Source organism: Staphylococcus caseorum (genome assembly GCF_049943195.1).
GTDB lineage: Bacteria > Bacillota > Bacilli > Staphylococcales > Staphylococcaceae > Staphylococcus > Staphylococcus equorum_A.
Genome location: NZ_JBNFUA010000001.1, coordinates 1625689 through 1645370, shown reverse-complemented (window position 1 = coordinate 1645370; position 19682 = coordinate 1625689). Strand labels below are relative to the sequence as shown.

Here is a 19682-nt window from a genome sequence, read left to right as displayed (position 1 = left end):
GGGTTACATAAAGTATGAATGCCTCTCTTTAAAGTAAGTACTTTAATGTGCAAACTTTGAAGGGGGTATTTTTGTATTTAAAAGCAACAACTATACAAAAAATGATTTATAGTAAATTAAATGAATAAATTGAAAATATAATCAGTCACTAGTGTCTGATATCGTTTATAATTGATATAATGATAGATATTATAGATATGTATTGAATTATCGATCTTCTACACTTTTTGATATGGATTATCATTTCTTTTTGATATGATAATATCATATTGCAAATGTAAGAGAAATATTGATAGAGGTGAACTATGTTAACTACAAAGAGTTTAGTAGACCGCTTTGAACTTGATCTCATTGTTGGAGAAGCAGGTTTAAACAAACAAATTAAAAATACAGATATTTCAAGACCAGGTTTGGAAATGGCAGGTTATTTTTCTCACTATGCATCTGACCGTATTCAATTATTAGGTACTACGGAATTATCTTTTTATAATTTATTACCAGATGAAGAACGTAAAGGACGTATGAGAAAGTTATGTCGTCCAGACACGCCGGCGATTATTGTAACGAGAGATTTAGAACCACCAGAGGAACTTATCGCTGCAGCAAAAGAACTCGACACACCATTAATTGCGTCGACGATTGCTACTACACAATTAATGAGTCGTTTAACTACGTTTTTAGAACATGAACTAGCTAGAACAACATCGCTACATGGGGTGCTTGTCGATGTTTATGGTGTAGGTGTACTGATTACTGGTGATTCTGGAATTGGTAAAAGTGAAACAGCATTAGAATTAATAAAACGTGGTCATAGATTAGTAGCAGACGATAATGTGGAAATTAGAGAAATCAGTAAAGACGAATTAATTGGGAGAGCACCTAAGTTAATAGAACATTTATTAGAAATTAGGGGCTTAGGTATCATTAATGTAATGACATTATTTGGTGCTGGTTCGATTTTAACTGAAAAAAGATTGCGTTTAAATATTCATTTAGAAAACTGGCATAAAGACAAATTATATGATCGAGTCGGCTTAAATGAAGAAAAATTACGTATCTTAGATACTGAAATTACGAAAAAAACAATTCCTGTACGACCTGGACGTAACGTAGCGGTTATTATTGAAGTTGCGGCAATGAATTACCGTCTGAATATTATGGGCATCAATACAGCAGAAGAGTTTAATGATCGCTTAAATGCTGAAATATTACGAAATGGTAGCAACAGTGAGGAGAAATAGGTAATGATGACATTAAATTATATCAATCCAATTGCGCTTGAGCTTGGACCTATTTCGGTACGTTGGTATGGCATTATTATCGCTGTGGGGATACTCTTGGGTTATTTTATTGCTCAAGAAGGTGTGAAACGTATTGGCTTTGATAAAGATACATTAGTTGATATCATTTTTTGGAGTGCAATATTTGGATTTATTGTGGCGAGACTTTATTTTGTTATTTTCCAGTGGCCATATTATATTCAAAACCCAATTGAAATTCCGATGATATGGCATGGTGGTATTGCAATACATGGTGGTTTAATAGGTGGATTTGTTACAGGGATTATCATCTGTAAACAAAAAAATATTAATCCCTTTCAAATTGGTGATGTCATTGCACCAAGTATGATTTTAGGTCAAGGTATTGGAAGATGGGGCAACTTTATGAATCATGAAGCGCATGGCGGTCCTGTTTCAAGAACATTCTTAGAAAACTTACATATTCCAGATTTTATTATTAATAATATGTATATTAACGGCAAATACTATCAACCAACATTTTTATATGAATCTATTTGGGACATTTTAGGCTTTGTTATACTGATCTTGCTTAGAAAACATTTACGTATAGGCGATACTTTCTGTCTATATTTGATATGGTATTCCATCGGCAGATTTTTCGTAGAAGGTATGCGTACAGATAGCTTGATGTTAACAAGTGATATTCGAGTAGCACAGTTAATGTCTATTATACTGATTATAGTAGGTATTGTGATTATGATTATCAGAAGAGTGAAATATAACGCACCAAGATACAAAGATGTTGGTCCGTTAACTTGGTCAAATCAAAAAGTGAAGTGATAAAATATCATGCGTAATTTAAAAAAAGTTAAAGTTAAAGGCAATAACCCACTTTGGCATATGTATCGTTATATAAAATACTTTAAAATATTTAAACAAACAATAATTATTGAAATTTGCAGGTACTTGCCTCATGTGAAAATGAAACGTTGGGTGTATTGTAATTTATTGAAAATGAGTATAGGTGAAAACACAGCATTTGCTTTTAAAGTGGTTCCCGATTTATTATACCCAGAGTATATTTCTATAGGGAAAAACTGTGTGATTGGCTATAATACTACAATTTTAACTCATGAATTTCTCGTTGATGAGTTTCGAACGGGACATGTCCAAATTGGTGATAATACTTTAATTGGTGCGAATGTTACAATATTACCAGGTGTAAGCATAGGTGCAAATGTTAAAGTCGGAGCGGGTACTGTTATTTCAAAAGACATACCGGATTCGGCATTAGCATATGGAAATCCCATGCAAATAAGAACTTAATGAATATTTAGGAGGTGATAATGGATGGCGCATAACGGCAAAGTAATACCAATGAAATTAGATAGTCAATTTTATAAAAAATTGGGAGACCAAAAATTTCTGCACCAAGATTATAAAAAGGCAGCAGAATATTATGGCAAAGTGCTGGAAATGTCACCTCAAGATTTTGATGTAAAAGTAAAATACGCGGAATGTCTTGTGAATTTAGGACTGAGTAGTGAAGCGGAGTATCTGTTTTATGAAAATATTGCACAACAAGAGTTAGTAGAAGAAAGTTATTTTCAGCTTAGTCAATTAAACATTACATTAAACGAAGCAAATAAAGCATTTTTATTTGGTATAAATTATGTCACGATGTCTAAAGATGAAGATTATAAAGAAGAACTTGAAGACATGTTTGAAGTTTCTTATAATTCAGCTGAAAAAATAGAGACAGAAAGCCAGCTATTTGCAGTACAACTTATTTTCCAATACTTATTTTCTCAGGGACGATTACCTGAAGCACGAACATTTATCTTAAATCAAAATGATGAAATTCAAGAACATCGCGTAGTGCGTAATTTACTTGCGATGTGTTATTTATACATGAATGAATATGACATTGCTAAAGACATGTTTGAGCGATTGCTTAGAGAAGATAATACGGATGTACATGCATTATGTCATTATACTCTATTACTTTATAATACGAATGATAAAGAAAAATACCAACGCTATTTAAAAATTTTAAGTAAAGTCATGCCGATGAATGATGATGAGTCATTTAAACTAGGTATCGTTTTATGTTACTTGAAACAATATGAAGCTTCGCAAAAAATATTACAACCACTTTATAGAAAAGGAAAATTCCTTTCCATCCAAATGTATAACGCGTTAAGTTATAACAGTTACCATTTAAATAATATTGATGAAAGTAAATATTTTTGGTCGAAATTGCAAGAAATGACTAAAGTCGATGTAGGTTATGCACCTTGGGTTATTGTTGAGAGTAAAATGTATTTCGATGAACAAGTATTACCATTGTTACTCCATGACGATAGCCATCACAGGCTATATGGTATTTTCTTATTAAATCAGTTAAAAGGGCGAGAAGTGCTTTTGACACAAGAAATTTGGGCAGTTTTAGAATCTATGGAAGATTACGAAAAGCTATATCTTACGTATATTATTCAAGATTTAAAGTTAAACAAATTAGATTTCATTCACAGAGGCTTATTGATGTTGTATGGTGTGAAATCATTGAAAAATAATGAAGAATTATTTATTGTATGGATTGATCAAGCAGAAGCGATTATATCTGAAAAAGTAGATTTAACAAATGTAAATGAATATATTGCAGCATTTGTGTATATGTATTATCGTAATGCTGATAGTAAAATAACAAAACAACAAGTAATGGAATGGTTTGATATATCTTCTTACCGTTTAAATAAAACGATAGATTATTTAGTGAGCATATAAGTTTAAGAAATGCAAGAAATCATATATACTGCGCATAATGAATTATTAAACAGGAGGCAATTTAAATGGCTGAACAAGTGGATTTTGATGTGGCAATTATAGGTGCCGGACCAGCAGGAATGACTGCTGCAGTTTATGCATCACGTGCTAATTTAAGCACAGTAATGATTGAACGTGGTATGCCAGGTGGACAAATGGCAAACACAGAAGAAGTTGAGAACTTCCCAGGGTTTGAAATGGTAACAGGTCCAGACTTATCAACGAAAATGTTTGAACATGCGAAAAAATTTGGTGCAAAATATCAATATGGCGATATCAAATCTATAGAAGATAAAGGTACGCATAAAGTGATTAACCTTGGTAATAGTGAAATTACTGCTCGTGCCGTAATCATATCAACAGGTGCAGAATACAAAAAAATTGGTGTACCAGGTGAACAAGAACTAGGTGGCCGTGGTGTAAGTTATTGTGCCGTATGTGATGGTGCATTCTTTAAAGGTAAAAAATTATTTGTTATTGGTGGCGGGGACTCAGCTGTAGAAGAAGGAACATTCCTTACGAAATTTGCTGATAGCGTAACAATCGTTCACCGTAGAGATGAATTACGTGCACAAAAAATCTTACAAGATCGTGCATTTAAAAACGATAAAATTGATTTTATTTGGAGTCACACTTTGAAAACAATTAATGATAAAGATGGTAAAGTAGGCTCAGTAACATTAGAATCAACGAAAGATGGCACAGAACAAACACTAGATGGTGATGGCGTATTTGTGTACATTGGTATGAAACCATTAACAATACCTTTCCAAGATTTAGGTATTACTAATGAAGTTGGCTACATTTTAACGAATGAAGACATGAGTACAAGTGTACCTGGTATATATGCAGCAGGCGACGTACGTGAAAAAGGTTTACGTCAAATTGTAACGGCAACTGGCGACGGAAGTATTGCTGCACAAAGTGCTATTGCATATATCGAACATTTAAACGATGCAATTGAAGCATAAATAAATTGAATCATTGATGAAGTAAAGTCATAATTTATAAAAGATTTTATAAAATATCATAGATAAATTCAGTCATAGCTAGAATGTCATACTTACGATCTATAAGTAAGTTATAACATTCTAGCTTTTTTACATAATGAAACAGCTATAGCTTTATAGTGTCGATAGATAAAACTACTACCTTAGTCGTTTTTCATGTAAAATATAATGTGATAATATTAACTCGTTAGACTTATATTGAGAAAAATGAAATATAATGTATAAATGCCAATATAAATAAACTATTAACAGCATAGAACTAATTTTGCGATTAAAATAATCAATGGATGGTGTAAAGAGATGCAGCGAGAAGAAAAAGAAATAGTAAAGAGTGAATTGTTGGTTGTAACTGGTTTGTCAGGCGCCGGAAAATCTATGGTCATCCAGAGTTTAGAAGACATTGGATATTTCTGTGTAGATAATTTACCACCGATTCTGTTACCAAAGTTTGTAGAATTGATGGGGCAAGGGAACCCTTCTTTACAAAAAGTAGCGATTGCTATTGATTTGAGAGGTAAGGAACTCTTTAAGTCTTTAATTAAAGAGATGGATCAAATTAAGAGTAACTCAGACGTTATTGTTGATTTAATGTTCTTGGAAGCTTCGAATGAAAAACTAATCTCTCGTTATAAAGAAACACGTCGTGCACATCCTTTAAATGAAAAAGGTCAACGTTCATTAATTGAATCTATTGAAGAAGAACGTGAGTTGTTGACTGAAATTCAGAGTTTAGCGAATTATACGATTGATACATCGCAAATGACACCGAAAGAATTACGCAAACGCGTGGGGGATTATTTTAATCAAAGTAACTACCAAACATTTAATATTAATGTCATTAGCTTCGGTTTTAAACATGGTATACAAATAGATGCGGACCTTGTATTTGATGTAAGGTTTTTACCAAATCCGCACTACGTTGATGAGTTGAGACCATTAACTGGTGAAGATGAAGCGGTATATAAATATGTAATGAAATGGAAAGAAACAAATATTTTTTATGAAAAATTAATGGATTTATTGAAATTTATGGTGCCAGGGTATAAAAAAGAAGGTAAATCTCAACTTGTTATTGCAATAGGGTGTACTGGTGGCCAACATCGTTCTGTCGCACTAGCCAAACGTATCGGAGCAGAACTCAGAGAGAGTTTTGACTATAATGTGTATGTGCAACATAGGGATGCACATGTCGAAAGTGGCGTGAAACAAAAAAATGAAAAGAATTAAACTTGTACTTATAGGTGGAGGTACGGGTTTATCCGTTTTAGCACGTGGTTTAAAGGGTTATCCGATTGATATTACGACGATTGTCACAGTAGCTGATGATGGTGGTAGTACGGGTAAAATACGAAGCGAAATGGATATACCTGCTCCAGGAGATATACGAAACGTTATTTCGGCATTAAGTGAAACTGAATCAACAATAGAGCAATTGTTTCAATATCGTTTTAAAGAAAACCAAGTCGAAGGTCATTCTTTAGGTAACTTACTCATCGCTGCATTAACCAACATCAATAACGATTTCGGCCATGCAGTGAAAGAACTAAGTAAAATTTTAAATATTAGAGGTCATGTTATTCCATCTACTAATGCGAGCGTACGTTTAAATGCAGTAATGGAAGATGGAGAAATTGTATATGGCGAATCTAATATTCCAAAAAAGAATAAAAAGATTAAACGTGTATTTTTGGAACCAGAAGATGTTGAGCCAATGGAAGAAGCAGTGGAAGCAATAGAAGAAGCAGATTTAATCGTGTTAGGCCCTGGCTCACTTTATACGAGTGTGATTTCTAACCTATGCGTGAAGGGTATTTCTAATGCACTGCTGGGTGGAGACGTTCCTAAATTATATGTTTCAAATGTTATGACACAGCCAGGTGAAACAAATAGTTATACTGCAGTCGACCATGTGAACGCAATACATGATCATGTTGGTCAGAACTTTATCAGTTACTCTATTTGTAGCACCCAATCATTTACTGAAGATGTGTTGAGGCGTTATAGGGAAGATGGGGCATCACCAGTGAAATGTAATATGAATCATATGGAAGAACAAAATATTAAAGTATTTACACACCCTAATTTAGTAGAAGTTTCTGAAGAATACTATGTGCGTCATAATACTGAAGTGTTATCTAAAATGATTTACGAAATAGCTATGCGAGAAACTGAAACGATTGAATTTACGCGAGATAAAGAAAATGATGAATAATAACTAAATGATATCATTTAGTTAAAGAAGGGACTGATTAATCTATGAGCTTTGCATCCGAGATGAAGAATGAACTAACTAGAATAGAAGTAGATGAAGAGAATGCAAAAGCAGAGCTCAGTGCGCTTATTCGTATGAATGGTGCACTCAGTCTTTCCAACCAACAATTTGTTATTAACGTACAAACTGAAAATGCTACTACGGCAAGACGTATATATTCGTTAATTAAAAAAGTTTTTAATGTTGAAGTGGAACTACTTGTGAGAAAGAAAATGAAATTAAAAAAGAACAATATTTATATCTGTCGTATTAAAGTACGTGCTAAAGAAATATTGGATGAATTAGGTATTTTAAAAAGCGGTGTCTTTACGCACGAAATTGATGAAGCATTGATTCATGATGATGAAATGAGAAGAAGTTATTTACGTGGTGCTTTTCTTGCTGGTGGCTCAGTAAACAATCCAGAAACATCATCTTATCATTTAGAAATATTTTCATTATATGAAGACCATTCTGAAGGTATAACGCAGTTAATGAATAAATATGATTTGAACGCCAAGCATCTCGAACGAAAAAAAGGTAGTATTGCTTATTTAAAAGAAGCGGAAAAAATTTCTGATTTCTTAAGTTTAATCGGTGGATATCAAGCACTATTGAAATTTGAAGATGTCCGTATTGTACGTGATATGAGAAACTCTGTTAACAGATTGGTGAATTGTGAAACTGCTAATTTGAACAAAACAGTAAGTGCCTCTATGAAACATGTAGAAAGCATTCGTTTAATTGACCAAGAAATTGGTCTAGATAATTTACCTGAAAGATTACGTGAAATTGCAAGACTAAGAGTAGAACATCAAGAAGTGTCACTTAAAGAATTAGGTGAAATGATGACTTCTGGCAATATATCTAAATCTGGTGTGAATCATCGATTAAGAAAGTTGAATGAAATGGCGGATAAGTTGAGAAGCGGCGAACCAATTGAACTGAAATAATATGCTTTACAGTTTTAAATTTCAGTTTGGACCCTTCAATACTGACTTTGAGAAATTTTAGGGCATTATTAAAAATAAATCTAGTCATACGTGAAATAGTTGTGCTAGAATTATTATAAAATAATTGTATAATTTCATTTTGACTATTAACGCCTCTATAAAGAGGTGTTTTTTTATATAATTAATACAATTTATGATGCGTAATAGCAATAGAACAATGCTTCAAACCTATTGTTCTTGGAGTCGAAGGAGTGAGTTTATGTCAAAACTGTTTAATAAGCATTCTAAAAATATTATCCTTTGTATAATAGGCACGTTTATTAATGCAATAGGTGTCAATTGTTTTTTACTTGGATCTAACTTAGGAGATGGGGGCACTGTTGGTATATCCCTAGCACTATTATATTCATTTGGATTGTCGCCTGCGTGGACTTCATTAATTATCAATACACTTGTTGTATTAATTGGTTGGAAATTTTTGAGTAAAACGACTGCAGTATATACAGTTATAGCAAATACGTCACTCTCACTTTTTTTTACATTTAACTGAAAATATAAATCTAGGTGTGGATAATTTTGTGATTAACGCTGTGTTTGGTGGGGCTATCATTGGTATTGGCGGAGGTTTAGTTATTGCGACAGGTAGCACACTCGGAGGCACCTCAGTCATAGCTAAGATAATTAATAAATATTCAGAAATTAAAACATCACAAGGCATCTTTGTATTGGATGCGCTTGTCGTGCTATCTTTTTTAATGGTACTCCCTTTACAAAATGTGTTATTTACAATCATTATGCTATTCGTAACCGAAAGAGCGACATCGTTTATCATAGAAGGGTTTAATCCTAAAAAAGCAGTTACTGTTATATCAAGTAAAAGCGAAACAATTAGCGATAAAATTAATGCTTTTACAGGTAGAGGTTCTACGATATTAACTGGTAAAGGTGGCTATGCTAAGAGTGAGACGCGTATGCTATACGTGGTAGTGCCACAATCTCAAGTAACAAGAGTGAAAAAGCTTGTTAACGAAGAAGATGAAAATGCCTTTTTAGTAATCCATGATGTGAGAGATGTTTTAGGTAGTAGTTTTATAAATGTAAAATAAATTTATAAAGTCTTGTTTTAATAATGAGAAACAATTGTCTTGCATAGATTTTTAGCATATTATAAACTACATAGATTACTAGATATATTGAAAAAGGGTATATAATAAAAGTGGTTAATGGTTTGAGTGTTTTTAAATATAAAAAACAAAACCCCGACATCATAGATATATAAATAACCTATGGTATCGGGTGATGTTTAGAAAATCTTATGAAAGTCCCCTCGAAGGGAATCGAACCCCCATTTTAAGAACCGGAATCTTACGTGTTATCCATTACACTACGAGGGGTTAAAAAACACGGTAATACAAGTGTACAAATCTTAGAAGTAACGGTCAATAAGAATAATGTAAGTTTCGTGAAATTTCGAGCTTAATTTTTGACCATATTTGACTTTTGAGTTAAAATAAATTTATCAATTAGAAATGAGGAGGCAATATTAATGAATTTAATACCTACAGTAATTGAAACAACAAACCGTGGGGAACGTGCATATGACATTTACTCACGTTTATTAAAAGACCGTATTATTATGTTAGGTTCACAAATCGATGATAATGTAGCAAACTCTATTGTTTCACAATTATTATTCCTACAAGCACAAGATGCTGAAAAAGATATTTATCTTTATATCAATTCACCGGGCGGAAGTGTGACGGCTGGATTTGCAATTTATGATACAATCCAACACATTAAACCAGATGTACAAACAATCTGTATTGGTATGGCTGCCTCAATGGGTTCATTCCTACTTGCAGCAGGAGCAAAAGGTAAACGTTTTGCTTTACCAAATGCTGAAGTAATGATTCACCAACCACTTGGTGGTGCGCAAGGTCAAGCAACAGAAATTGAAATTGCTGCGAATCATATTCTTAAAACACGTTCAAAATTAAACCAAATTTTAGCAGATCGTACTGGTCAGTCAATTGAAAAAATTGAAAAAGATACAGATCGTGATAATTTCTTATCAGCTGAAGAAGCTAAAGAATACGGTTTAGTTGACCAAGTTATGGTTCCTGAAGCATAATATTAAAAATAATATAAAAGCTTAAGTAAAAAAGACAAGCCGCATTATGTGGCTTGTCTTTTTTTATTCATTATTTTACTAAATCTTCTAAAGCTATTTTTAAATCTGGATATTTAAATTTAAAATCTATAGCCTGTAATTTATTTGGAATTACTTTTTGTGTGTCTAATACAACTGTAGACATTTGACCTAAAGCTAATCTTAAGGCTAATGCAGGCACCCAAGTGAAATGGGGGCGGTGTGTGACACGTGCCAGTGTATAGCCGAATAAATTTTGATGTTCAACAATAGGCGCTGTAAAGTTGAAAACGCCTTGCGCATTTCCGTGGTTAATTGTATAGAGAATTGCTCTTGTTAAATCATCTAAATGAATCCAAGAATACCATTGTCTACCTGAACCGAGTTTACCACCAAGGTAAAATTCATATGGTAGTTTCATTAAAGGTAAGGCGCCTCCATCTTCTGCAAGAATCATGCCAAATCTACCAATTACAACACGTGTGCCTAATGATTCAAACTGACGTGCTCGACGTTCCCATTGGTAAACTACTTCCGATAAGAAATCAAATGGGAGTGATTGATATAATTCTGTATAAGTTCGATCGTAATCTGGTTTGTAATAACCAACTGCACTCGCATTGAAGAATACTGAAGGTTTTTGTTTGCGATTTTTAAACAAGTCGAATAATGCTTGCGTAGACTGTATGCGACTCAACATAATTGCTTGTTTATGTTCTTTTGTCCACCGTTTCATTAAGCTTGCACCTGCAAGGTTAATAACAATGTCAATATCAGGAATTTGAGATTCCCAATTTGCTTTAGACCAATTAACGTATGTTATTTTGGGATGTGAAGTTGATTTGTCTTGTCTAGTAAGTATCGTTATATGCGCATCACTTTGCTTGATAGCTTCAACGAGTTGGCTACCAACCATACCTGTGCCGCCTGTTATTAAATAGTGTTTCATTATATCACCTCATAAAATAGTAATGCTTTAGACTGTAATGATTAAAAACGACTCAAGCTAATTGCTTTTCTGACATAATTCTTTCGAAAATTGTTCAAGAATATGTCATTTAGTCATCTTAAGAAGTATTTAAAATAATATTGGCTGCCGTTATAATAAGGGTACCTTCGATATTAATTAATCATCTCTTAATTATTTCGAGTATACCCCATAATATACTAACGAAGGTAAAATTTTGACTCCCTTTAGTAGTGGCCTATGCGATTATCGTATAGGCCTATATTTATATGCTAACGTAATTAAAGATTTATAACTATCTTTTTATTTAGATAGCGCTTATATAAATGTATCCTCAATAAGATTTTTACAGCTTTACTATTAGATGAAAAGAAAAATTAGACTGAAAATAACTAATAGAAGGAAAATTATAAAACTAAAGAAAAAATAGCACTTTTTTGAAGTGGGCTTTGGTTCATAGTTATCATTTTCAACCATCATTTGGCGAAGGCCTTTTTTGTTATGGTGATCCTGCTGCTCTAAATCATTTAATAAATCATGTTTATTCATATTTAGCTCACATCCTGTTATGATAATAGTGAAACATGTAAAGTATCATTTGAAATTAAATAAAAGTATTGTAAATATAGTTTGGTTTAGATTAATATTAAATTGAAACATAAAATATTAAGACATATTTGTATTTTACAATAGATATGACATCAAGATAACATCCATATTAAAAAAATAGTTAATCGGTTTGATTAGTATAAAAAATAGTGTAAAATATACATTTGTTAATGAAAGTACATTTAGAATAAATATAAAAGTTATGATATAAATTGAAGTGAGGGGAGCTTATGCCAAAGCATAATCAAAATAACAAGAAAATGAGCACTTTTGCAAAAATTGTGAGCGCGATTATTGTCTTGTTATTAGTAGGTGGATTAGTTTTTGCCATTTTTGCCTTTGTAGATCATTCGAAACAAGCCGATGAACGTTTAGCTGATCAAAAGCAAGAAGAAAAAGATAAGAAAAAAGAAAAGACTAAAGAAGAAAAAGATAAGAAAAAAGAGAAATCGACAGAAGAATCACAAGAAACTCAACAACAAACTCAGCAAGTTCCAACTACGCAACAAACACAAGAGACGCAACAAACTCAACAGCAAACTCAGCAACAAACACAACAACCTGCAACAGCTGAACGTACAACAGAAGAAGAAAAAGACTCTCCTGAAAAAACAAAAGAAGCAACAACTGAAGAACGCTCTACTGAAGAGCAAACTACAGAGGAACGTACTACTGAAGAACGTACTACCGAAGAGCGTACGACAGAGGAAAAAACACCTGAGCCATCAACAGAAGAAAGAACTTCAGAACCTTCAACTGAAGAGCAAACGCCTGAACCTTCAACAGAAGAAAGAAGTAGTCAAGCTGACACACAAGAAAAATCATCACAAAGCAGTGACTCAAATTCATCAGAAGAAGATTAATATTGTTAATAACTGTTTAGTAGATATAGGTGCATAATTTATTAAAAAGAAGCACTCGTGCAAACGAGTGCTTCTTTTTATATTATCGACAAAGACTACGACTTTGTTGGCATTTTTTATGCATGTGTCCCACATGAGTACAGCTTTAGACTTTAGTTGGTGCATCTCCTGTAGGAGTCGTAGCAAATTACTGTCATTTTTTTAAAATTAATCAATCATTTATCATTAGTAATTAGTCGAACTCATATAAAGGCCAATACAGACTTTATTTTTAAACTATATTTTAATTAACTTGAAGTGCAGGGCATTTATAATTTTAAATAAAGTAAAAGCTAATATGAATCAGATTGAATTAAAATAAGAAATTTAATAAGAAAGTAAGAATTGATGACAAGAGTATTAAAGTGATGCAACCACTCAAACAACCGAATGGCCCACAACCACAACCGACATTTTTCGTATAGTTATAGGACTGGTGTTGTTGTGTACCAGCGTATGGTTTTTGGCTATGCTTATTAAAATGATCTGGATTCTTATATCGTTGGTCATCCGGATCGATAACCTCTGGTTGATCTTTTTGTGACATAGTTTTTCCTCCAAAATAGTATTATTAAGCTATTTTAATGATAATAGGACAACCATTCAATCATTCACGCTTGTAAAAGCTCAAGAATGTGAATAATATGTGTTTATATTATTATATGTACTATTAAAAAATAATAAGTATGAATGATTAATTGATGTTTTTAACGGGTATTAAATTATTGTAGACAGTTACAAAAGTAACTAAAATTTTAATGGTCAATAGTCAATAATTAATAGATAGGTATTTCTCTTGCAATTTGAAAAATATAGTAGTAGTATTGCTGTTATAAGAGGTTATATTTTTTTGTCCCACCAGGGACGCAAAAAGTCAATCTATGGTTAGAACTTGACCCTTTAAATGGAAATGGAGGTGGATAGTAGTGAAGGACTTGATAAAAATTCAACAAAAGTTAGTTCCAGAAATTGTTGGAAAGATGTATCGTCGTTTTTCAATACTCACTACTATCTCCAAGCATCAACCCGTAGGTAGACGAAGTTTAAGTGAATACATGGATTTGACTGAACGTGTATTGCGTTCTGAAACAGATATATTGAAGAAACAAGAACTTATCAAAGTTAAACCGACAGGTATGGAAATAACTGAAGAAGGTGAAACAACGATTCGTCAATTGAATAGCTATTTCAATATTTATTCAGATGATCATCATCTTGCGCAAGTTATTAAAGAGCAGTACAACATCAAAGAAGTTTACGTCATACCTGGCGATTCAGATGCTGATAAAACAGTTAAGGTTGAGTTGTCACGTCAGGCGGGACAACTTGTAGAAGATATTCTTTACGAACATGCAATAGTTTCTGTGACTGGTGGTTCAACAATGGCATATGTTAGCGAAGCCATGCACAAGCAACCGTATAATGTATTATTCGTACCTGCGCGTGGAGGGCTTGGTGAAAATGTTGTATATCAAGCGAATACGATTGCTGCAAGTATGGCGCAGCAAACGAACGGTGATTATACCACATTGTATGTCCCAGATAATGTAAGTGAGACAACATATAACACGCTTATGTTAGAACCATCAGTCATCCATTCACTTGAGAAAATTAAAGAATCCAATATTACAATCCACGGCATTGGTGATGCGCTGAAGATGGCGCGAAGACGTCAATCACCTAGTGAAGTTATAGAGAAACTTCAACATCACAATGCCTCGGGAGAAGCATTTGGATATTATTTCGATGATCAGGGTGACATTGTCCATAAAGTGAAAACGATTGGACTACAGTTAGAAGATCTTGAGTCGAAGAAGTTTATCTTTGCCGTAGCTGGGGGTAGATCAAAAGGAGAAGCTATTAAAGCTTACCTTTCAATTGCACCCAATAACACTGTATTAATCACAGACGAAGCTGCGGCAAGAGTAATCGCAAAACAATAGTAATAAAAGGTGAAAAACACTTTTTAAATATCATTTTAAAGGAGGCCATTATAATGGCAGTTAAAGTAGCAATTAATGGTTTTGGTAGAATTGGACGTTTAGCATTTAGAAGAATTCAAGACGTAGAAGGTATTGACGTAGTAGCAGTTAACGATTTAACAGATGACGAAATGTTAGCTCATTTATTAAAATATGACACTACACAAGGTCGCTTCACAGGAGAAGTTGAAGTAGAAAAAGACGGATTCCGTGTAAATGGTCAAGAAGTTAAATCATTCTCAGAACCTGAACCAAGTAAATTACCTTGGAAAGACTTAGACATCGATGTTGTTTTAGAATGTACTGGTTTCTTCGCTGATAAAGAAAAAGCAGAAGCTCACATTGACGCTGGCGCTAAAAAAGTATTAATCTCTGCACCAGCAACAGGCGACTTAAAAACAATCGTTTATAACACTAACCACAGTGAATTAGATGGTTCAGAAACAGTTGTTTCAGGTGCTTCATGTACTACTAACTCATTAGCTCCAGTAGCTAAAGTTTTAAATGATGACTTCGGCTTAGTTGAAGGTTTCATGACTACTATTCACGCATATACTGGTGACCAAAGTACTCAAGATGCTCCACACAGAAAAGGCGACAAACGTCGTGCACGTGCAGCTGCTGAAAACATCATCCCTAACTCAACAGGTGCTGCTAAAGCAATTGGTTTAGTAATCCCTGAAATCGATGGTAAATTAGACGGTGGCGCTCAACGTGTTCCAGTTGCTACTGGTTCATTAACTGAACTTACAGTTGTATTAGAAAAAGACGTAAGCGTTGAAGACGTTAACGCAGCAATGAAAAATGCTTCAGACGAATCATTTGGTTACACTGAAGACGAAATCGTTTCTTCTGACGTAATCGGTATGACTTACGGTTCATTATTCGATGCAACACAAACACGTGTTATGACAGTTGGAGATCACCAATTAGTTAAAATAGCTGCTTGGTACGATAACGAAATGTCTTACACTTCACAATTAGTTCGTACTTTAGAATATTTAGCTGACCAATCTAAATAATTCGGATTAAAAAATTAATTTAACAAGCTTAGATGTTGTTAAATTTAAACAATAAGCTTAGGAGTAAGCGGGGAGCACATCGCTTCTCCGCTTATTTTACTTTATTGTTCCATTCAGAGGAGGAAGCTTATATGGCTAAAAAAATTGTAACTGACATAGAATTAAAAGGTAAAACTGTACTTGTACGTGCAGATTTTAACGTACCAATGAAAGACGGCGAAATCACTGATGATAACCGTATCGTTCAAGCTTTACCAACAATCAAGCATATTATTGAACAAGGTGGAAAAGTAGTATTATTCTCTCACCTAGGTAAAGTTAAAGAAGAAAGCGATAAAGCAGAATTAACTTTAAAACCAGTTGCTGAAGCATTAACAGAAAAATTAGGTAAAGATGTTGTGTTTGTACCTGAAACACGTGGCGAAAAGCTGGAACAATCTGTTAAAGCACTTAACGAAGGCGATGTACTTTTAGTTGAAAATACTCGTTTTGAAGACGTTGATGGTAAAAAAGAATCTAAAAATGATGCTGACTTAGGCAAATACTGGGCATCACTTGGCGATGTATTCGTAAATGATGCTTTCGGTACAGCTCACCGTGAGCACGCGTCTAACGTTGGTATCGCATCTAATTTAGAAACAGTTGCAGGATTCTTAATGGAAAAAGAAATTAAATATATCGGTGGCGTAGTTGAAAACCCTGATAAACCTGTAGTTGCAATTTTAGGTGGCGCTAAAGTTTCTGACAAAATTGGTGTCATCACGAACTTATTGAAAATTGCTGACAAAGTACTTATCGGTGGCGGAATGTCGTACACATTCTTCAAAGCGCAAGGTAAAGAAATTGGTTTATCGTTATTAGAAGAAGATAAAGTCGACTTTGCTAAAGAATTATTAGACCGTGCGAGCGATCAAATTGTTTTACCAGTAGATTGCAAAATTGCTAAAGAATTCTCAAATGACGCTGAAATCACAGAAGTATCTGTTGATGATATTCCAGCTGATCAAGAAGCAATGGATATTGGGCCGAAAACAGTAGAATTATTCAAAGAACAATTACAAGGTGCGCATACAGTTATATGGAACGGACCAATGGGTGTATTTGAATTAAGTAACTTTGCTAAAGGTACGATTGGTATTTGTGAAGCAATCGCTGAACTAAAAGATGCTAACACAATTATCGGTGGCGGCGATTCAGCTGCAGCAGCAATTTCATTAGGATATGCAGATGACTTCAGTCACATTTCAACTGGTGGCGGCGCTTCATTAGAATATCTTGAAGGTAAAGAGCTACCAGGCGTTATCGCAATTGCTAACAAATAATTGCACGACTAAACATACAAGACATGATTATAGCTTTTAAATATTAATCATAAATTACTAATAGGAGTGTTATATAATGAGAAAACCAATTATCGCAGGTAACTGGAAAATGAATAAAACAGTTCAAGAAGCTAAAGATTTCGTTAATGCATTACCAACATTACCAGACACTAAAGAAGTAGAATCTGTAATTTGTGCGCCAGCAATTCAATTAGACGCATTAGTTACTTTAGTAAATGATGGTAAAGCACAAGGATTACAAATCGGTGCTCAAAATGCTTACTTCGAAGATAATGGCGCATTTACTGGTGAAACTTCTCCAGCTGCTTTAGCAGACCTTGGTGTTAAATATGTTGTTATTGGACATTCAGAACGTCGTGAAATCTTCAAAGAAACAGACGAAGACATTAACAAAAAAGCACATGCTGTATTTAACCACGGTATGACACCAATCATTTGTGTTGGCGAAACTGATGAAGAACGCGAAAGTGGAAAAGCAAACGAAGTTGTTGGCAACCAAGTGAAAAAAGCAGTAGAAGGTTTATCTGAAGAGCAATTACAACAAGTAGTTATTGCTTATGAACCAATCTGGGCTATCGGTACTGGTAAATCATCAACTTCTGAAGATGCTAACGAAATGTGTGCGTTTGTAAGAGAAACAGTTGCTGAGTTATCTAGTCAAACAGTAGCAGATGCAACTCGTATTCAATATGGTGGTAGTGTTAAACCTAACAACATTAAAGAATACATGGCTCAATCAGACATCGATGGCGCATTAGTAGGCGGCGCATCACTAAAAGTGGATGATTTTGTACAATTGTTAGAAGGTGCAAAATAATATGGCGAAACAACCAACTGCATTAATTATTTTAGACGGTTTTGCAAACAGAGAAACAGAACATGGTAATGCTGTAAAACTAGCTAATAAGCCTAATTTCGACCGTTACTACAGTAAATATCCAACAACGCAAATCGAAGCAAGTGGTTTAGATGTTGGTCTTCCTGAAGGTCAAATGGGTAATTCAGAAGTTGGTCATATGAATATTGGTGCTGGACGTGTAGTTTATCAAAGTTTAACTCGTATCAATAAATCTATCGAAGACGGTGATTTCTTTGATAATGAAGTATTAAACAACGCAATTCAACACGTTAAAGACAATAATTCAGCGCTACATCTCTTTGGCTTATTATCTGATGGTGGTGTTCATAGTCATTATAAACACTTGTTCGCATTATTAGAATTAGCTAAAAAACAAGGTGTTGAGAAAGTCTATGTTCACGCATTCTTAGACGGACGTGACGTAGATCAAAAATCATCACTAAAATATATCGAAGAAACGCAAGCTAAATTCGATGAACTTGGCATTGGCCAATTTGCATCTATTTCAGGCCGTTATTACGCAATGGATCGTGATAAACGTTGGGATAGAGAAGAAAAAGCTTATAATGCAATCCGTAATTTTAAAGGTGAAACTTTTGAATCAGCTAAAGCTGGTGTTGAAGCTAACTACGAGAAAGATTTAACAGACGAGTTTGTTGAACCATTTATCGTAAAAGATCAAAATGACGGTGTGAATGATGGCGACGCAGTTATTTTTTATAACTTCCGTCCAGACAGAGCAGGGCAACTTTCTGAAATCTTTACAGACAAAGCTTTCGAAGGTTTCAATGTTGAACAAATTGACGATTTATTTTATGCAACGTTTACAAAATATAACGACAATGTGAAAGCAGAAATCGTTTTTGAAAAAGTTGATTTAACAAATACTATCGGTGAAGTTGTTCAAGACAATGGTTTGAAACAATTACGTATTGCGGAAACAGAAAAATTCCCGCATGTCACTTATTTCATGAGTGGTGGTCGTAATGCTGAATTTGAAGGTGAACGTCGTCGTCTAATCGACTCACCAAAAGTCGCAACTTACGATCTTAAACCAGAAATGAGTGCATACGAAGTTAAAGATGCATTAATTGAAGAATTAAATAAAGGTGACTTAGATTTAATCTTATTAAACTTTGCTAACCCTGATATGGTTGGACATAGTGGTATGCTTGAACCAACGATTAAAGCAATAGAAGCTGTAGACGAATGTCTAGGCGAAGTGGTTGATAAGATTACAGAAATGGGTGGTCACGCTATCGTTACTGCAGACCATGGTAACTCAGACATGGTATTAACAGATGACGATAAACCAATGACTACACATACGACGAATCCAGTTCCAGTTATCGTTACTAAAGAAGGCGTAACATTACGTGAAACAGGTCGTCTAGGTGACTTAGCACCAACATTATTAGATTTACTCAATGTAAACCAGCCAGAAGATATGACTGGTGAATCATTAATCAATCATTAATTTAATGAATTAAAATTTAGAGTGAAAATTGATGCTATAAATTTAGATAGAAGGGTTTCTTATTCTGATAATTTATAGCATCTATAAACAA

At 33.9% G+C, this 19682-nt stretch carries 17 protein-coding genes, 1 tRNA gene and 1 pseudogene; 16 read left to right on the top strand and 3 right to left on the bottom strand.

Annotation, left to right across the window (positions count from 1 at the left end; translation table 11 throughout):
* The first annotated feature begins 305 nt into the window (after positions 1 to 305).
* The 9 genes and pseudogenes from hprK to ACP3TL_RS08520 all read left to right on the top strand — a co-directional run bounded on the left by hprK (position 306) and on the right by ACP3TL_RS08520 (position 9387).
* A complete protein-coding gene (gene hprK, locus ACP3TL_RS08560; protein WP_002508270.1) occupies positions 306 to 1241 on the top strand; it encodes an HPr(Ser) kinase/phosphatase in 936 nt (311 codons plus the stop codon).
* Between the two features lie 3 nt (positions 1242 to 1244).
* Positions 1245 to 2081 (top strand): prolipoprotein diacylglyceryl transferase, encoded by an 837-nt coding sequence (gene lgt / locus ACP3TL_RS08555; RefSeq protein ID WP_069833338.1) that lies wholly within the window; start codon positions 1245 to 1247, stop codon positions 2079 to 2081.
* Between the two features lie 9 nt (positions 2082 to 2090).
* A complete protein-coding gene (locus tag ACP3TL_RS08550; RefSeq protein WP_069833339.1) occupies positions 2091 to 2567 on the top strand; it encodes an acyltransferase in 477 nt (158 codons plus the stop codon).
* A gap of 24 nt (positions 2568 to 2591) precedes the next feature.
* Positions 2592 to 4028, top strand: a complete 1437-nt coding sequence (locus tag ACP3TL_RS08545) for a tetratricopeptide repeat protein (RefSeq protein ID WP_285326132.1) — start codon at positions 2592 to 2594, stop codon at positions 4026 to 4028.
* A gap of 65 nt (positions 4029 to 4093) precedes the next feature.
* Complete coding sequence (gene trxB, locus ACP3TL_RS08540; protein ID WP_069817909.1) at positions 4094 to 5038, top strand: thioredoxin-disulfide reductase; 945 nt, start codon at positions 4094 to 4096, stop codon at positions 5036 to 5038.
* 339 nt (positions 5039 to 5377) lie between these two features.
* Complete coding sequence (rapZ, locus tag ACP3TL_RS08535) at positions 5378 to 6304, top strand: RNase adapter RapZ (protein WP_069817910.1); 927 nt, start codon at positions 5378 to 5380, stop codon at positions 6302 to 6304.
* Positions 6291 to 7289: a gluconeogenesis factor YvcK family protein gene (locus ACP3TL_RS08530; protein ID WP_069833341.1), complete on the top strand. Its 999-nt coding sequence runs from the start codon at positions 6291 to 6293 to the stop codon at positions 7287 to 7289. Before rapZ ends, ACP3TL_RS08530 begins: the two co-directional genes overlap by 14 nt.
* Before the next feature lie 44 nt (positions 7290 to 7333).
* On the top strand, positions 7334 to 8281 hold the full coding sequence (gene whiA / locus ACP3TL_RS08525; protein ID WP_069833342.1) for a DNA-binding protein WhiA: 948 nt from the start codon (positions 7334 to 7336) through the stop codon (positions 8279 to 8281).
* Between the two features lie 259 nt (positions 8282 to 8540).
* Positions 8541 to 9387 (top strand): annotated as a pseudogene (locus ACP3TL_RS08520) (YitT family protein).
* A gap of 216 nt (positions 9388 to 9603) precedes the next feature.
* Here ACP3TL_RS08520 and ACP3TL_RS08515 read toward each other — a convergent pair.
* Positions 9604 to 9675, bottom strand: a tRNA-Arg gene (locus ACP3TL_RS08515).
* A 152-nt stretch (positions 9676 to 9827) separates the two neighbouring features.
* Between ACP3TL_RS08515 and clpP the strand changes: the two genes are divergently transcribed.
* On the top strand, positions 9828 to 10412 hold the full coding sequence (gene clpP, locus ACP3TL_RS08510; RefSeq protein ID WP_069817914.1) for an ATP-dependent Clp endopeptidase proteolytic subunit ClpP: 585 nt from the start codon (positions 9828 to 9830) through the stop codon (positions 10410 to 10412).
* A gap of 70 nt (positions 10413 to 10482) precedes the next feature.
* Here clpP and ACP3TL_RS08505 read toward each other — a convergent pair whose 3' ends face one another.
* Complete coding sequence (locus tag ACP3TL_RS08505; RefSeq protein ID WP_069833343.1) at positions 10483 to 11379, bottom strand: TIGR01777 family oxidoreductase; 897 nt, start codon at positions 11377 to 11379, stop codon at positions 10483 to 10485.
* 857 nt (positions 11380 to 12236) lie between these two features.
* On the opposite strand from ACP3TL_RS08505, the gene ACP3TL_RS08500 reads away from it, so the two are divergent.
* Positions 12237 to 12869, top strand: a complete 633-nt coding sequence (locus tag ACP3TL_RS08500) for a DUF4887 domain-containing protein (RefSeq protein WP_069833344.1) — start codon at positions 12237 to 12239, stop codon at positions 12867 to 12869.
* A 352-nt stretch (positions 12870 to 13221) separates the two neighbouring features.
* Here ACP3TL_RS08500 and ACP3TL_RS08495 read toward each other — a convergent pair whose 3' ends face one another.
* Positions 13222 to 13455: a hypothetical protein gene (locus ACP3TL_RS08495; RefSeq protein ID WP_069833345.1), complete on the bottom strand. Its 234-nt coding sequence runs from the start codon at positions 13453 to 13455 to the stop codon at positions 13222 to 13224.
* Between the two features lie 379 nt (positions 13456 to 13834).
* Here ACP3TL_RS08495 and ACP3TL_RS08490 point away from each other — a divergent pair, with 379 nt between their 5' ends.
* The 5 genes from ACP3TL_RS08490 (at position 13835) to gpmI (ending at position 19591) form a co-directional block, all read left to right on the top strand.
* The gene (locus ACP3TL_RS08490; RefSeq protein WP_285326139.1) at positions 13835 to 14851 is read left to right on the top strand and encodes a sugar-binding transcriptional regulator; all 1017 of its coding nucleotides are present in this window, start codon (positions 13835 to 13837) and stop codon (positions 14849 to 14851) included.
* A 53-nt stretch (positions 14852 to 14904) separates the two neighbouring features.
* A complete protein-coding gene (gene gap / locus ACP3TL_RS08485; RefSeq protein ID WP_002508255.1) occupies positions 14905 to 15912 on the top strand; it encodes a type I glyceraldehyde-3-phosphate dehydrogenase in 1008 nt (335 codons plus the stop codon).
* A 131-nt stretch (positions 15913 to 16043) separates the two neighbouring features.
* Positions 16044 to 17234: a phosphoglycerate kinase gene (locus ACP3TL_RS08480; protein ID WP_069817920.1), complete on the top strand. Its 1191-nt coding sequence runs from the start codon at positions 16044 to 16046 to the stop codon at positions 17232 to 17234.
* Positions 17235 to 17310: 76 nt separating this feature from the next.
* A complete protein-coding gene (tpiA, locus tag ACP3TL_RS08475) occupies positions 17311 to 18072 on the top strand; it encodes a triose-phosphate isomerase (RefSeq protein ID WP_002508253.1) in 762 nt (253 codons plus the stop codon).
* Between the two features lies 1 nt (position 18073).
* Complete coding sequence (gpmI, locus tag ACP3TL_RS08470; RefSeq protein WP_069817921.1) at positions 18074 to 19591, top strand: 2,3-bisphosphoglycerate-independent phosphoglycerate mutase; 1518 nt, start codon at positions 18074 to 18076, stop codon at positions 19589 to 19591.
* The last annotated feature ends 91 nt before the right edge of the window (positions 19592 to 19682 follow it).

What these genes read in the sequence shown, in the direction of transcription:
- ACP3TL_RS08505 (WP_069833343.1), bottom strand. Translation starts at nt 11,379, where the DNA reads ATGAAACACTATTTAATAACAGGCGGCACAGGTATGGTTGGTAGCCAA.
- hprK (WP_002508270.1), top strand. Translation starts at nt 306, where the DNA reads ATGTTAACTACAAAGAGTTTAGTAGACCGCTTTGAACTTGATCTCATT.
- lgt (WP_069833338.1), top strand. Translation starts at nt 1,245, where the DNA reads ATGATGACATTAAATTATATCAATCCAATTGCGCTTGAGCTTGGACCT.
- tpiA (WP_002508253.1), top strand. Translation starts at nt 17,311, where the DNA reads ATGAGAAAACCAATTATCGCAGGTAACTGGAAAATGAATAAAACAGTT.
- clpP (WP_069817914.1), top strand. Translation starts at nt 9,828, where the DNA reads ATGAATTTAATACCTACAGTAATTGAAACAACAAACCGTGGGGAACGT.
- gpmI (WP_069817921.1), top strand. Translation starts at nt 18,074, where the DNA reads ATGGCGAAACAACCAACTGCATTAATTATTTTAGACGGTTTTGCAAAC.
- gap (WP_002508255.1), top strand. Translation starts at nt 14,905, where the DNA reads ATGGCAGTTAAAGTAGCAATTAATGGTTTTGGTAGAATTGGACGTTTA.
- whiA (WP_069833342.1), top strand. Translation starts at nt 7,334, where the DNA reads ATGAGCTTTGCATCCGAGATGAAGAATGAACTAACTAGAATAGAAGTA.
- ACP3TL_RS08530 (WP_069833341.1), top strand. Translation starts at nt 6,291, where the DNA reads ATGAAAAGAATTAAACTTGTACTTATAGGTGGAGGTACGGGTTTATCC.
- ACP3TL_RS08500 (WP_069833344.1), top strand. Translation starts at nt 12,237, where the DNA reads ATGCCAAAGCATAATCAAAATAACAAGAAAATGAGCACTTTTGCAAAA.
- ACP3TL_RS08480 (WP_069817920.1), top strand. Translation starts at nt 16,044, where the DNA reads ATGGCTAAAAAAATTGTAACTGACATAGAATTAAAAGGTAAAACTGTA.
- rapZ (WP_069817910.1), top strand. Translation starts at nt 5,378, where the DNA reads ATGCAGCGAGAAGAAAAAGAAATAGTAAAGAGTGAATTGTTGGTTGTA.
- ACP3TL_RS08550 (WP_069833339.1), top strand. Translation starts at nt 2,091, where the DNA reads ATGCGTAATTTAAAAAAAGTTAAAGTTAAAGGCAATAACCCACTTTGG.
- ACP3TL_RS08495 (WP_069833345.1), bottom strand. Translation starts at nt 13,455, where the DNA reads ATGTCACAAAAAGATCAACCAGAGGTTATCGATCCGGATGACCAACGA.
- trxB (WP_069817909.1), top strand. Translation starts at nt 4,094, where the DNA reads ATGGCTGAACAAGTGGATTTTGATGTGGCAATTATAGGTGCCGGACCA.
- ACP3TL_RS08545 (WP_285326132.1), top strand. Translation starts at nt 2,592, where the DNA reads ATGGCGCATAACGGCAAAGTAATACCAATGAAATTAGATAGTCAATTT.